General features: G+C 49.6%; 7 protein-coding genes and 2 pseudogenes. 5 read left to right on the top strand and 4 right to left on the bottom strand.

Going from position 1 to position 14,840, the window contains the following annotated elements; translation table 11 throughout:
- Positions 1 to 264 precede the first annotated feature (264 nt).
- Positions 265 to 1,293, top strand: coding sequence for a catabolite repressor/activator (gene cra / locus CUC53_RS00155; protein ID WP_167386635.1), 1,029 nt, complete (start codon positions 265 to 267; stop codon positions 1,291 to 1,293).
- Between the two features lie 93 nt (positions 1,294 to 1,386).
- On the opposite strand, the gene CUC53_RS00160 is transcribed toward cra, so the two are convergent.
- Positions 1,387 to 2,355, bottom strand: coding sequence for a Wadjet anti-phage system protein JetD domain-containing protein (locus CUC53_RS00160; protein WP_100292286.1), 969 nt, complete (start codon positions 2,353 to 2,355; stop codon positions 1,387 to 1,389).
- 533 nt (positions 2,356 to 2,888) lie between these two features.
- Here CUC53_RS00160 and CUC53_RS00170 point away from each other — a divergent pair.
- Positions 2,889 to 7,406, top strand: coding sequence for a beta strand repeat-containing protein (locus CUC53_RS00170; protein WP_100292288.1), 4,518 nt, complete (start codon positions 2,889 to 2,891; stop codon positions 7,404 to 7,406).
- A 285-nt stretch (positions 7,407 to 7,691) separates the two neighbouring features.
- Positions 7,692 to 7,933, top strand: a pseudogene (locus CUC53_RS00175) (IS5/IS1182 family transposase); the annotation flags it as partial.
- Positions 7,934 to 8,051: 118 nt separating this feature from the next.
- Here CUC53_RS00175 and CUC53_RS00180 read toward each other — a convergent pair.
- The 3 genes from CUC53_RS00180 to CUC53_RS00190 all read right to left on the bottom strand — a co-directional run bounded on the left by CUC53_RS00180 (position 8,052) and on the right by CUC53_RS00190 (position 13,699).
- Positions 8,052 to 12,371, bottom strand: a complete 4,320-nt coding sequence (locus CUC53_RS00180; protein ID WP_100292289.1) for an NACHT domain-containing protein — start codon at positions 12,369 to 12,371, stop codon at positions 8,052 to 8,054.
- Positions 12,372 to 12,774: 403 nt separating this feature from the next.
- On the bottom strand, positions 12,775 to 13,185 hold the full coding sequence (gene uraH / locus CUC53_RS00185; protein WP_100292290.1) for a hydroxyisourate hydrolase: 411 nt from the start codon (positions 13,183 to 13,185) through the stop codon (positions 12,775 to 12,777).
- A gap of 13 nt (positions 13,186 to 13,198) precedes the next feature.
- Positions 13,199 to 13,699, bottom strand: coding sequence for a GlcG/HbpS family heme-binding protein (locus tag CUC53_RS00190; RefSeq protein WP_100292291.1), 501 nt, complete (start codon positions 13,697 to 13,699; stop codon positions 13,199 to 13,201).
- Between the two features lie 147 nt (positions 13,700 to 13,846).
- On the opposite strand from CUC53_RS00190, the gene CUC53_RS00195 reads away from it, so the two are divergent.
- Entirely contained in the window at positions 13,847 to 14,518 is a 672-nt protein-coding gene (locus CUC53_RS00195; RefSeq protein ID WP_100292292.1) for a heavy metal response regulator transcription factor, read from the top strand.
- Positions 14,515 to 14,840 (top strand): annotated as a pseudogene (locus tag CUC53_RS00200) (hypothetical protein); the annotation flags it as partial. The gene CUC53_RS00195 and the pseudogene CUC53_RS00200, both read left to right, overlap by 4 nt.

Below are 14,840 nucleotides of genomic sequence, written 5' to 3' on the forward strand. Positions count from 1 at the left end.
CACATCACATTGATAGATGCTGATACGGCATCAGCTGACCATAGCCCAAATAACGAGCAGCGCCGCACGCTTCCCGTGACCTCGCTGCTATTTATCGCTGCTTGCTGACAAGCTGAATCGTTTCACTTAAGCTAAGCCTGAATCGTTTCAGCTCGTTGTGCAAGTCCCGACAACAGAGCGCTGTCAATGATATGATCCCGCGCACATTTTTCAGTGCCTCCCCTTGGCAGGGTACGCGGGCCTGGTAACGCAAGCAGAGCCACTATGATGAAACTGGATGAAATCGCCGCCCTCGCTGGTGTCTCGCGCACCACGGCCAGCTACGTGATCAATGGCAAGGCCGACCAATACCGGATCAGCCAAGCCACCCGGGACAAGGTGATGGCCGTCGTCACCGCCCATAACTACCAGCCCGACAGCCGCGCCGCCTCCTTGCGCGGTGGCCAGACCAAAACCCTCGGCTTTATCCTGCCTGATCTTGAAAACGCCAGTTACGCCAAGCTCGCTAAGCGCCTTGAACAAGGGGCGCGAGCCCAAGGCTATCAGCTGCTGATCGTCTGTTCGGAAGATGAACCTGACACCGAAAAAGAGCTGGCCCAGATGCTGGCCAGCCGCCATGTGGATGCCCTGCTGGTGGCCAGCTGCCTGCCGCCCGAGGACCCCTTTTATCAACACCTCCACGGGCACGGCATACCGGTGTTGGCGGTGGATCGGGCCATGGCCCCCGACAAATTTGTCACGGTGGCCAGTGAAAATCAGAAGGCCTGCCATGATCTCACCGCCTCTTTGCTCACCCCTGCTATCGCCCACATCGCGCTGATCACGGCTCTGCCAGCCCTGACCATCAGCCAAGAGCGCAAAGCGGGCTTTGCACAGGCCGTGGCTAACCACCCCGCCACCCGCTACCTGTGTGAAGGTCAGCACTTTTCTCGCGCCGAGGGGTATCAGCTGATCAAAACCTTGCACCAGCAATTGGGCCACCTGCCACACGCCTTGATCGCCACTTCCTACATCCTGATGGAAGGCGTGCTCGACTACCTGCTAGCGCAAACGCACGACCACGCTACCGAGGTGAGCCAGCTGGCAATGGCCACCTTCGGTGATGATCGGCTACTCGATTTTCTCCCGTTTGGCATCAACTCCCTGCCCCAACAACATGACGCGCTGGCGCACCAAGCGCTGACCTTGGCGCTCAAGGCCATTACGGGCGACTATCAGTGTGGCTTGCATTATGTGAGCCGCACCCTCAAACGCCGGGTGCCAATTCAAAGCCCACCCCCCACCCAAGAGTAAGGGTAAAAGAGGAGATGATGATGGCGTAATGGGTCATATCAGGGGGGCTGAGCTTGGCATCATTCGACTGATAGATTGGCGCCAATTGCACGCTTATTCAGCCAGCAACCATGGCTGCCAATCGGGGGCGAGCACTAACGACTCCTGCTCTAGCCAACGCCCAGAGCCCGCAAGCACATTCAGAACGTCGAGCCAAACGGGTGTCTTGCCTGACTCTTGTCGCCACCCAATCTTGCCTCTCCCCTCCTCACCTTGTGTCACAACAGGCATCCCGTAAGGAGCAACGTAGCGTGCTACCTGCTTAGGCAGCCAGAGATAAGGCGGGAGAGCCAAAGAGGCCGCTAGCTCCAGCGCAATATCAATCCCCCGTTGACCGAGATCGCCAAAATGGGCCCACCGCACGCCGGCCGGCAACAATGGGATCACTCTTTTAGCCAGCGACGTATTACGACCGGGCGTGTATAACAGCAGCTGCTCTGCCTGCAATGGGTAATCAATAAATGCCCCTTTGTTCTCGACTGTGATGACCCAGCTTCCTTGCCAATCAATCGCCCGAAGACGATTCATCGCCCGCTCTGGTAGCATCACCTCTCCCAATAACCGCTGACCCAGTGTCATGTCATGTACGTCCCCCTGCTCATCCACCAAGCGAAGGGGATGAAGGGTGCGCAAGCGGATCACTTCATCTTGCGTTAACGCAATCTCACAGGAGCCGGGCTTATCCTCCTTCTGCCCCCGCTTACTATCGCCATACCAAAGCGCATTAAACGTGGCTTGATTGAGCTCGGCAGGTAAAGTGACGCCCAGGGCTTGTAACTGTGCCTGTTTATTGGCTTGCGCAGGCACCACAAGGGCTAACTGTTGCGTGATATAGGTCGTACCTTCAGGTGTCAGTCGATAACGTGCACTACGCCCCACCGGCCTAACCCCATCAACAGCTTGCAGCAGGACGAGTAACTCTCGGCTATACGCACTCTCCAAAAGCACCCCATTACTGCTCTGTTCATCCAGTAAACGGGTACACAATCGTTGTATTCGTTGATCATCGAATAGTGATCCCATAACCCCTCCTAAGTCCCAAACGCAATCTATTCGCTAGGGGCTGAGTCATAAGCGCTATCCCAACATGCATGTGCAACGGATCCGCACTGCGGCCACAAATGAACTTGTGTTTTTGGCATATCTTGTCGCTATTCCTTGCCATTGTTTCAGATGAAGGAAGGCGTTTTCCACCAGATGCTTGGCCTTGTCTGGTTCCAAGTTATGCTCTCGCGACTCCCTACGATGACGTTTAGAAGGGATGACAGGCTTCATTTCCTTGGCGCGCACAACCTCTATCAACGCATTTGTATCATATCCCCTACCTGCCAATAGTTACGCAGCCTCCACGCCCGTCATCAAGGGGGCCCCTGCGTACAATCAGCAGTCGTCCCTGAAGTCAGGATGCATTTTATTGGCATTCCCGATGACCTAACTTATCCCTTTGCTGACTACGATTACCAGATTCATAGTAAACGGACCTACTCGTAACTTTCTTTCACCTACAATTATCAACGTCAGCGTATGGGTTTGTTACGAAAAGGGTTGGAGGGTGTATGAGCATATATAGAGTGCTCTTGGTGATTGGTTTTCTCTTGCTTGCTTTTGGTTGCAGCAAAAAAGATAACGATAGTCTTCCCCTTCCTGAGCCAAGCGTAGAGATAGTCGCGCTGCAGGTTACGCCGCCCACCAAACTATTGCCTGCAGGGCTATCAAGCCAGTTCAACGCATCGATACTCATGAGTAATAACAGTGTGCTGGATGTGACTCATTCTCCATCGGTGTTATGGACGAGTAGTAACCCGAACGTTGCATCTGTGGATACGTTCGGTGTGGTGAGTGCCCTAACACCAGGGGAGGCCGTGATCATGGCTTCCGTTAAAAATACGGCAGGTCTCAACATTGCGGGTAGTGCCAAACTCACTGTAACCAGCGCGATTGTCACCGCATTACAAGTTACGTCCGCGTTGAATCACGTACCGCAAGGGTTAACGAGAGGGTTTACCGCGACCGCATTTTTATCTGATGGTCGGGCATTGGATGTAACTCACAATAAAGAAATAACATGGAGCAGTAGTAATGATGCGATTGCGCGTATCAACAATGACGCAATTGCAGCAGGGGTGGCTCCTGGCAATGTTTTGATTACTGCAGCGGGCACCGCGAATGGCCAGTCATTTTTCGGGACTGCAACCTTAATAGTGACCACTGCTATTGTGACTCAGCTTCAGGTTACTCCCTCGGTATCATCCATTCCTGTAGGCCTATCGGAACAGTTACGAGCTCAAGCAACCCTCTCTGATGGCCGAGTCATCGATGTGACAGCTGACCCAGCGCTCACTTGGAGCAGTAGCGCTATCAACATTGCGTCTATCAGTAATCGTGAAGCAGATAAAGGTACGCTGACGGGCGGAATACCTGGTTCTGTGATCGTGACAGCGTCAGGGTCCGCCAATGGCCAGACGTTTAGCGCAACGGCCAAAGTAACCATTACTCCCGCGATAGTGACTGTGCTGCAGCTCACCCCTGTCGCTTCCTCTATACCTGTAGGGCTTTCGGAGCAATTAGTGGCTCAAGCTACCCTTTCTGATGGGCGAGTATTAGATGTCACGTTAGATGATGCCCTGAGTTGGAGTAGCAGTAATACGCAAGTGGCTACGATCACCAGTCATGGGGCAAAAAAAGGCCAACTTACTGGGGTAACTCCTGGCACGGTGACGATCACTGCAGCCGGTGTTGCGAATGGCCAAACATTCAAAGCGACAGTAGAAGTAACAGTAACTAATGCGGTGGTCATGAGGTTACAGGTTAATCCTGTAGTGTCATCTGTACCTGTCGGCTTATCTGAACAACTGCTTGCCGAAGCGATTCTCTCTGATGGCCGTGTACTGGATGTGACCAACGATGATGCACTTAGCTGGAGTATTGATGACCCAACAACCGCGACCATCCTGAGTAGTGGTGCAGATAAAGGAACACTTGTTGGCGTCAAACCAGGAGTGGTCACTGTGACGGCGTTTGGCGATGCAAATGGTCAGACTTTCACGACAGACGTTCAAGTCACGATAACAGGTGCGATTGTTACTCAACTGCAAGTAACGCCTGCTATATCAACACTCCCTGCGGGGCTGTCGGAACAAATGCAAGCTCAAGTGACGCTATCTGATGGCAAAGTGGTTACTGTAACAACAGATGAGGCATTGAGTTGGAGCAGCAGTGATCCACAAATTGCTAGCATCCTAAGTAATGGGGTTGATAAAGGTAAAGTAATGGGGGTGAAACCAGGAGTTGTCACTGTAAAAGCATTACTTGATGCTAATGGCCAGATAGTTAGCTCGACTGCTCAAGTGACAATCACTGAGGCGGTTATCACTCAATTACAAGTATCACCCGTAATATCTTCATTACCCGCCGGTCTATCTGAACAATTGCAAGCTCAGGCAACCTTGTCGGATGGTAGGGTCATCAATGTTACGACTGATTCTGCTCTTAATTGGAGTAGTAGTGATCCCCTTATTGCTACTGTGTTGAGCAGTGGGGGGGAGATAGGAAAGGTGAGTGGGATCAGCCCTGGTAGGGTGATAATCACTGCATTTATTAATGCCAATGATCAATTATTTACAGCGACAGCCCAGATCTCGGTCACAGAGGCAATTATCACTCAACTACAAGTGACCCCGGCTATCTCATTACTGCCAGTAGGCCTATCGGAGTTACTTCGTGCGCAGGCAACATTCTCAAATGGTGAGGTGTTGGACGTGACAGCAGATACTGCATTGAGTTGGAGCAGTAGTAATTCACAAGTTGCGACCATCCTCAGTCATGGTACAGAAAAGGGAAAAGTGAGTGGTGTCAAAACAGGTAGTGTCATCATAACCGCATTTATTGATGCCAATGGCCAAACACTCACTGCAACTGCTCAAGTCACTATTACTGAAGCTGTTATCACGCAATTGCAGATAACTCCAGCTGTTTCATCACTGCCAGCTGGCTTATCCGAGTTTTTGCAGGCTCAAGCTACCTTTTCCGATGGTAACGTATTAGATGTAACCACTGATTCGGCCTTAAGCTGGAGCAGCAGTAATTCGCTGATAGCGACCATTCTGAGTAGTGGCGCTGAGAAAGGGAAAGTGACGGGAGTGATACCAGGTAGCGTTACTGTAGCGGCATTGATTGATGCTAATGGTAAGACGTTTACTGCCACGGCACAGGTAACGATTACTCCGGCCATTGTCACCAAATTACAAGTCACCCCGACAGTATCATCGTTACCCGCAGGATTATCGGAATATCTGTTAGCTCAAGCAACCCTCTCCGACGGCAGGGCCATCGATGTGACGAAGGACGACTCATTACATTGGAGTAGCAGTCAGCCACAAATCGCGACAGTGTTGAGTAGTGGCGTGGATAAAGGAAAAGTGAATGCTGTTAAGTCTGGCGGCTCAATTATTACCGCTTTTCTTGATGTAAATGGCCAAACGTTCAGTGCTACTGCTCAGATAACGATTACCGAAGCTATCATTACTGCACTGCATATTATTCCTGCTGCTTCATCACTCCCCACAGGATTGACAGAACAGCTACAAGGCCAAGCTACTTTTTCTGATGGTCGAGTAATTAACATTACCACTGACGATGCGTTTAGTTGGAGTAGTAGTGACTCACAAATAGCTACAATGATCAGTAGTGGGCCAGATAAAGGAAAAGTGACAGGTATTACCCCAGGTGTAGTAACCATTACCTTGGCTGGTAATGTAAATGGCCAAGTGTTAAATACCACTGCGCGAGTCACCATTACTAACTCGGTTGTGACATTACTACAGGTAATACCAGATATATCATCTATACCCGCCGGTTTATCAGAACCGTTACAAGCACAAGCGATATTCTCGGATAACACTGTTTTGGATGTCACTACTGACTCTGCATTGAGTTGGAGCAGTAGCGACCCGTCAGTTGCAACAGTTCAAAATAGTGGGGTAGATAAGGGTAGAGTCACGGGAATAAGCCCAGGGGGGGTAACCATTACCGCTATCGGAAACGCAAATGGAAAGACTTTTATTGGCACCGCTGACGTAATAGTGACAGGCGCATTAGTCACTGGACTTACCATTACACCAGCTACTATCACTATACCTGTCGGCTTATCAGATCAGCTACAAGCCCATGCTACATTTACCGACGGCCGTATATTAGATGTTACAAATGAGGCAGTTTTAAGCTGGAGTAGTAGTGATCCTAACATCGCCACTATTGTCAGTAGTGGTAGTGATAAAGGGAAAGTAACAGGAATTACTCCCGGGGTTGTCACTATTACAGCAGCAGGCAACAATAATGGACAAACATTTACTGCCACCTCTGTTATTACGGTCACCGATCCAGTATTAAAAAGCATTGTACTTAGTGTGCCAAATATAAATATAACCGAATATTTTGGTGAGCAAGTATACGCTCAAGCTATATATAGTGATGGCAGTTTTCATGATATCACTAATGATGGAATATGGTTTGGTACATCAGATGTTAGTGTGGTCAATGGCTTGGTGACGGCTGATAACTTTGTTGAAAATAATATTGGTTCGGTTTGGGTTGAATATGGTGGTATAAAATCACCAGATGTAACATATACAATGGTAAAAGCATTAACTAGTGTAGTGATTGGCCGTGAAACGGCCTATTCAAATGTTATCTCAGCATCTACCTACTCAAGGATTAGGTTCCAAGGGTCTGCTGTTGTAGATGGTATTTATGATGCTATAGGTGGTAGTTTATTAGCAGGGGGAACTGGAGGAGGGCAATCAGCGGGCGACTTAGCACTATATGCGGACCAAATGTCTATAGCTAATGTCATTTTCATTGAGGGTATTGCAGGCACGGCGTGGACCGGGAGTGGGGGGGTGCCTATGCTACAAATGCTGAAATGGCGAGAGGATATTGACAAAACAGTGGGTAAATTTTCTACAGGAACCAGTACTAGTTTTAGTATTAGTGACTCAATTTATGGAATTATTGTTTATTCATCGGCAGGAAATTTACCTCGATATGTTTCAGGGATTAGATTTATTTACAAATAACGTGTGCGAATTCAGATAACAAGGGCGGACTCAAATCATAAGTGCAACCATAATGAAGGTGCGAACAATTTGTTCGCGCCTTCATCATAAGCAACCGGCTCCCGTTTAAAGTTTTCGGTGATGCCTGGCGTTGCGTCCCAAATCACTGTGTGTAAATGAAACTAACTGAGGAAGCAGTGATCTGATCACTACCATCCCCCTTCAAGTCTGCGTCATGGGCACATCGCTCATAGCTTCACCCCATCACTAACTGGACTCAATACAACAAGTCTTTGATTAACGCGGATCTCGCCTCGCAAGAACGCAGGGCTAGGAACAAGGGGCCCCCACCCCAATAAATGAGGAGGGGTACTGGTGATGCGAAAGGATGCTCTGGCGCATAGGCAGAAGATATCGGGATACCAGCGTCGCTCTCTGGCAAAACGGCCATGTATCGGTTCAAGCTGCTGCTGGCGGGGAAAATCAGTTCAAAAAACATCCGTGATCTCGCCCTGCTTGGTCTGCCTGTTAGAAAGCCCCGAGTGTAGCAGGCACTTGGGGCTGGGGATGTTGTGACTTAATGGCTGGTTTGGAAAACAACGCCACTTTTTCACAACGATAAAACTCACTATTAGCCAACTTATATCTACGTAATAACATGAATTATCAGTTCAGATGCTTTTGTTGCTCGGTAGGCAGTCGCGGGAAAAGCGTCAATATATGAACTGCAATCGACACAGCACCGCCCATTTTTTCCTCAACCCGCTTGGCTTCTTCTAGTAATAATTCGCGCAAACCTTCTATACCTATCTTTTCCCCTGAATCTGGATGTTGCCAAGTTCGATCCTCTTTCAGGGTTATTAGCAAGGCTCCTGAGCGACGAGTTGCTACTGATAGATATTTTGTTACCAGTTGATCTTCAATCGTGTTAAGAAAATCACGTACTGAACGGTTATCGCCAAGCTTTAGCTCAATTACGCTTTCGTAGTCAGAGGCGGTGGAGCGCAGCCGAATATCCGTCTCCTTTTCTTCAGCAGTGACCGCTTCTTGATCGACCGTGTAAAGACCATTGGCTAAATTCTTTAACTCTCTGGCTATTGCACGCCGCATGATCCGCTCTTGGCCTATTTTTTCCCATTCCTCTCTTGGCGAAACATCACTCTTTAATAACTCATCCAAATCGGCCAAGCGATTACAAAGCAAGCTGAACATAGCTCCATTGGTTGTCAGTGGTACTTCACATTTCTTTTCAAACTCACGACACTGTTGCTCATTTAAAATCGCAGAATCCATCTCTTGAGCCCATGCCTCCTGCGCTAATGCCAAAATTCTATCTTTGAAATGAGCAAATAGGGGATCAATGGCCATCTCATTTTTCACTTGCCATCCCTCTTCACCTTGTGACGCCAGTAGTGCCGTCAGAATTGCGTTACGTGCATATTCGGCATTGTCACGCATATTGGGTGTATAACAACCTTCATGCTCAGCATCATCCTGTGGTCGTATATGTTGGTAAGCCAAACGGGTAAGTTTGAGCAATATGCTAGGCGTAAAATCATTATTTCTGACATTAATACCATCATGACGCTCATTAAATAAGGTTATAAACCATATAGCGGCCTTACTTAATGGTTCAGGTTTAATATCTCGTAATTTTTCTGCAAGTGTATCAACTCCTAACTCAGGATTTATCCGAATCAAAGTGGATAACCAGAGCAGCATCACCGGCTCAGTCAGATCGAGAGTTAAATATTCCTGAGCCATACAACATAATTGGACTCTATGATCACTATGACCATGTTTTAAAACCAATCCAATCACACGAGAGTATCGAGATATAAACGCGGATGTTCGTGATTCATCATCGACTATAGAATTAATCTCACTCAAACTTTCACCCAACCATGCAACAAGGTGAGGTATAAATAATCCTGTCACTGCACTAGCAGCATTTTTAAGATGCTCTAACAACATCGAGTGATGATGTTCATCAGTAAAGTTAGAAAGAATCCACTCAAGCTCTTTCCCAAAAACGTCACTGACAGCAGATGGATGACACCTCACCAAGTCATTAATCCAATAAGGTAATGTACTCCGTTCAAGTAACGAATAACGTGCGGCTCGCCTCGCATCTTCTTCAGTCAGCTGGCTAGCCCAATCAGAATCTTCCGCTTCTGCATAGAGTCCCGCCAAACCGAGTCGCCATGTATCTAGATCTGTGTTTTGCGGATCTGCGGACCTCTCACAAATAAGTAGTGGGCACTGCTCTCGCCAAGCTGCCATAAACAGCGTGCGTATCCGATCTGTGATGGTTTTACTAAACTGAGACTCAAGAAAGGGGCGATTCCAACCAGATAAATTATTGCCATCTACGGTGCTGGACATGGCTTGAAATAGATCCCACACTAAATTTTTACCGTGATTATCTGCGAACGCTTTATCAGGTGACTCAGATATTGCTCGATGTAACGCTATCCAACTCTCACGTTTCTCTGCTTCTTCTATTTCTGCTTTTTCTCGTTGTTCCTTTTCTTGACGTTGATATTCTTTCTGCTCTTTCTCAAAATCAGAGGGCTCTATTTCTTCAGCGAGTAATAAGCGTAACTCTGGTTGATCGGCAACCAACTCTCGCAAATCCGTCACTGATACCCCTAATTTCCTGAGTGCTATATGCATCAGCATTTGACGTTCAACAAGTGGCTTATTTTTATCTTGCAGATCATTAACTAGCCACTCCTTATCCTGTGGTAATGTGAATTGAATCAGCGAGTCATAGGGAATAATTTCACCTATTCGCGTCAATGTATCCTCTGTCGGATGCAGGGATTGCACAATATGATTGATTGCCCAAAATGCCTGCTTTCTACGCTGACTATCAAATTTATTGATACGTTGCGCCAATTCCTTATAAATTTTGTCATCATCGTATTCACGCTGGCGCAGATGCAACGCAAGCACACTGGCATGGATCCAAGGTTGGGTGCACTGATGATCGAGCCCACGAATAGAGACCGCAGCTAATATGCTACGTAGATACTGGCGAGGTGACACTATATGTGGCCACTGATCTTGCGGCATTTGCAACCCATCCGAGATGAGGGTAACTAATTGATCCCGCAGTTCCTCTAGCTGTGACAAAACAAGGGGAGCATGTTTGATTAGCGATGGAAATTGCCTAATCAATTTTCCAACTGATTGTGTTTTCCATGGCCGCCATCCTAATGCTTGGCAGAATTGCGCCACCGAGAGATGAGCAGGGAAAAGATCCATAATCGCGGCGCACACTAACTTATCCGGCCAGTCGGGAGGTTGGGATACCATCACAGCAGCTACTGTTGGCAATCTAGGGTCATTGACCGCAATCAAAGCTCGAATAGCATATAAGCGTGCAACTTCTTCCATCCCTACGTTATTAGCAACCGAATGGGCAAGTTCGGCACAGCCTTTTATCCCCCCGCACTCAATTAACCTCAGCAATAGATCCCGCACGTCTGGATTATCGATACCCTGCTGCCACAGCTGATTAATCTCATCAGCCAATTCAGGCGTTGCAAAGCGTTTAATTTGAATAGAGGGCGTGTGTAAACCACGCCATCCTCCTTTTCCATAGCGCTGAACATAGGCCCTAAGCGCTTGTTGACGCTGTGCAAGGGTCAATGATGCAGGGTCGCCTTCATTGAACAGTAGCGACGGCTCATGGTCACGAATTGCCTGAAAAATATCGTCATTGAATGCGGCTAACCAGCCCGCAATCGCCTGTTTGGAAGGAGGGATAATAGTTTTACCCTTGGTCTCAAGAAGAAGAAGCCGTTTGAGGGCACGAAGCGACATGCCTTTATTCTTAAGCTCCTGCAATCTCTGCGCAGCAAGAAATTCTGACACTGAGCGATGGTGAAAACGCACCCGACCATAGGCCGCAAAACCAAACAACGGCCGCTCCAATAACGTTTTTAGCTCCGCTTGTGTCCAGTCTGACAAGATAATCGACGGATCAAGCGCAGCCTCACCCTGTTGACCGTTATCCGATTCCGCACTGTGCCTGATGGTTAAACGACGGGTTAGCCACATGGCCAGCGCTAACCTGCGCGCCCCTTCGATAGCTTTATCTATTGAAAGTTCGGCAAGTTCAAGCCTATCACTTCTGGGCATTAGTTTGATTCGAATACAGTTTTCCACTTGCTGGCAGTGGGTTCGAAGCTGAGAGCCCGGCTGCCAATCAGCGCAGAGCTCGATCAAGTCTTGAGGACGTCTGGCAAACTCAAAGGCATTTTGCCTCTCAATCTCATTGAGCAATTCAGCTCTGTTTTTGACACCTCGCTCCTCGGCAAACTCAACAATCTGCGGATTAGAGAGGGGCATCAGCGCCACTGTGCGCCAATCAGGCGTGAGTTTTTCATTAGCTTGATCTGGTTGCCTTATCAGGTGCTCACCCATTGCCACATTGCTAAATTCCCTTTCTCTCTCTTCGGGAGTCAGGTGCTTTATCTCTGATGGAACAGGCAGTTTGCTGCGAATAAGTTGCATATCAAAAGGGATGGGGCGGGTCGTCACCACCACACGAACTCTATTCAAGTTATTTTCAATACCTCTTACGAAACAATCCAACGCTTGTCGGAAGGTGCCTCGGGTCAACTGAAGTTCATCGATAGAGTCCAAAAAAAAGGTAGCAACCTCAGATGGGGAGGCTAGCCATCGGTCAAAACGCCTCGCCTCCTCATAACCCAGCAAATCCCGCAAATGTCTGGATGCCAGACTGGCCAACTCCACATAGAATGCAGCGTCACCCTTTGCAGCCAACTCACTGGCTTGCTTGTGACATTCATAGGTCTTGCCTGACCCCGCTTCGGAAATAAGCAGGATACGTTTTGAGCACAACAACGCGTCCCAGCTAGCACCATCATCCCAACCTAGCTGAATAAGAAAATGCGGATTATCTGCGTTAACCACTTGCTCTTCATCAATATCTTGGAAAATGCGTTCAATCATGGCTGCTCACTGCATGGCGTAAGAGGGATGTCAGTCGTCACCAGAAAAAAGAGCGTGAAGCGACTGCGGGCGGTATCAAGCGCATCTTACGAAAGATAGGAACAATAAATCTCCCTCAACCTGCGGGAAAACAAATAAGAGTTTGATTAAAAACAAAATAATAGAGAAGGATATAGTCGTGGTTAATAAAAGGGCCACCCGCTTGGGTGGCCCTTTGCTTTCTTGTACTTCTCTGTCCCCTACCCTGCTTTACTTGCCGTCATCCTCGGTTGTGATAGAGGGCTGGGTGGATTGCTATCACCGACGAGATCACCGCAGACGACGTCAGGCGGGAAAAACACCTCGGTGCAACCATGGCCACGGGACGACGTAGCATCCATTAGGCCCGCTTGCGGCCCACTACTTAGTTGCCGCGATAGGTAGAAAAGCCGTAAGGGCTCAGCAGCAGCGGGATATGGTAGTGCGGTACGCTGCCATCGGCTTCGAAAATCACCGGCACTTCTGGGAAGAAGGTGGCCCCTTTGTGCTGCTTAAACCAATCACCGGTCTTAAAGGTCACCCGATAGGTGCCTTTCTCCAGATCTTTGCCTGCGGGATAGAGTTCAGGGATCCGCCCCTGCTCATTAGTAGAGCCGGTGTTGAGGGTGTTCCAGGTCTCACCGCTCTTCTTTTCTAAGGTGACGCTGACCCCAGGTGACGGCAAGCCATCTTGCAGGTTCAGCACGTGAACGCTCAGCGGATTAACGGCAGCCAAGGCAGCGGATGAGAGGCCACAGAGCAGCGCGCCAGCGAGTAAGGTTTTCAGCATGTTCATCATTTTCTCCCGATTATTTAGTAGGTAACACATTTGCGATGGCTTTGAGCGCACAGCCTTCATCGAACTGAGCGCCACCCGCGCCAGCGACACCGATGGCGCCAATGACCTGATCGCCCACTTTGAGTGGCACACCGCCGCCGAGCAGTAAGAGCTCCGCCACGGTGTTGAGGTTGGCGGCATCAGGGGTAGTGCGGGCCCGTTCAGCCAACAGGCCGGTGGCGGTTTTGGTGGATAACGCGGTGAACGCTTTACGTTGAGCGGCCAAGGTGTTGTGGGGGCCGACGTTGTCATCCCGCTGCAGGGCCACCAAGTTACCGCCGCGATCTACCACCGCCGCGACGCCGGTGCGCCCCTCGGCATGGCACGCCGCCAAGGTGGCTTGCAGTAACTGATTAGCCAGCGGCAAGGTCACGTCTGCACGCTCGGCAACAAGCGGGGCCTCTGCCCACACCACACCGGAACTCAGCGCTAATGCCATCATTGGTAAAGCGATATGTTTTCGGATCTGCATAATTGCTCCCATTAAACGCTCTCTTGAGCGGTTGTTGGTCATAGTGCATAAAGGCGGCGCTCAGCTTGATTGCCTTGAGATGACAAATTTGTAATGGGACCGCCGCCCATCTCGCTTTAAGCTAGCGGGCTGCAATGGGAGGGGATGATGCGAATATTGATTGTGGAAGATGAGGTGAAAACCGCCGATTACCTGCGCAAAGGGCTCACTGAATCGGGCTTTATGGTGGAAGTGGCGTTAAATGGCCTCGATGGCCAACATCTGGTGCAGGAAAGTGAGTTTGACCTGATCATCCTTGATGTGATGCTGCCCAAGCTGGACGGCTGGCAGCTGTTACCGATCATTCGCCGCACCTCGCCAACGCCAGTGCTGTTTTTAACTGCCCGCGATGCCATTGAAGATCGGGTCAAGGGGTTGGAACTTGGGGCCGATGATTATCTGGTCAAACCCTTCTCCTACGCCGAGTTACTGGCCCGGGTGCGAACCCTGCTCCGGCGCGGCCCACCACGGGAAATCGAACGCTATCAGATCGCTGATTTGCAGTTGGACTTGCTCAAACGCAAGGTCACCCGTCAGGGCGAGCGCTTAACCCTGACCAACAAGGAGTTTGCGTTACTGCATCTGTTGCTCAGCCGCGAAGGTGAGGTGCTATCGCGCACCTTGATCGCCTCCCATGTCTGGCAGATGAATTTTGATAGCGACACCAATGTGGTGGATGTGGCCATTCGTCGCTTACGGGCCAAGGTGGATGATCCCTATCCCATTAAGTTGATCCACACCATCCGTGGCATTGGCTACATGCTGGATGTGCAGCCATGAACTGGTGGCCACGGACATTAAGTCTGCGCCTTGCGATGATGTTCGCCTTGGTGAGCGCGCTGCTGCTGGGGGCGGTGGGATTTTATCTCTATCACTCGCTACAACGTGAAATTGCCTGGCGTGATGATCAAGCCTTGCTAGGGCGCCTCGCGCGGATTCAGGCATTGATCCATGACAGTGCCAGCCTCGATGCCCTGCGCACTCGTCCCCAGCTCTACGACAACATGTTGGGCAATCGCGACAGCCTGCTCTGGGTGGTCGACAACCATGATCAGTTGCAGATCGACATCAATCCCCTCGCCCCTGTCTCTTATACACATCT

It is taken from the genome of Aeromonas cavernicola, from assembly GCF_002795305.1.
Taxonomy (GTDB): Bacteria; Pseudomonadota; Gammaproteobacteria; order Enterobacterales; family Aeromonadaceae; genus Aeromonas; species Aeromonas cavernicola.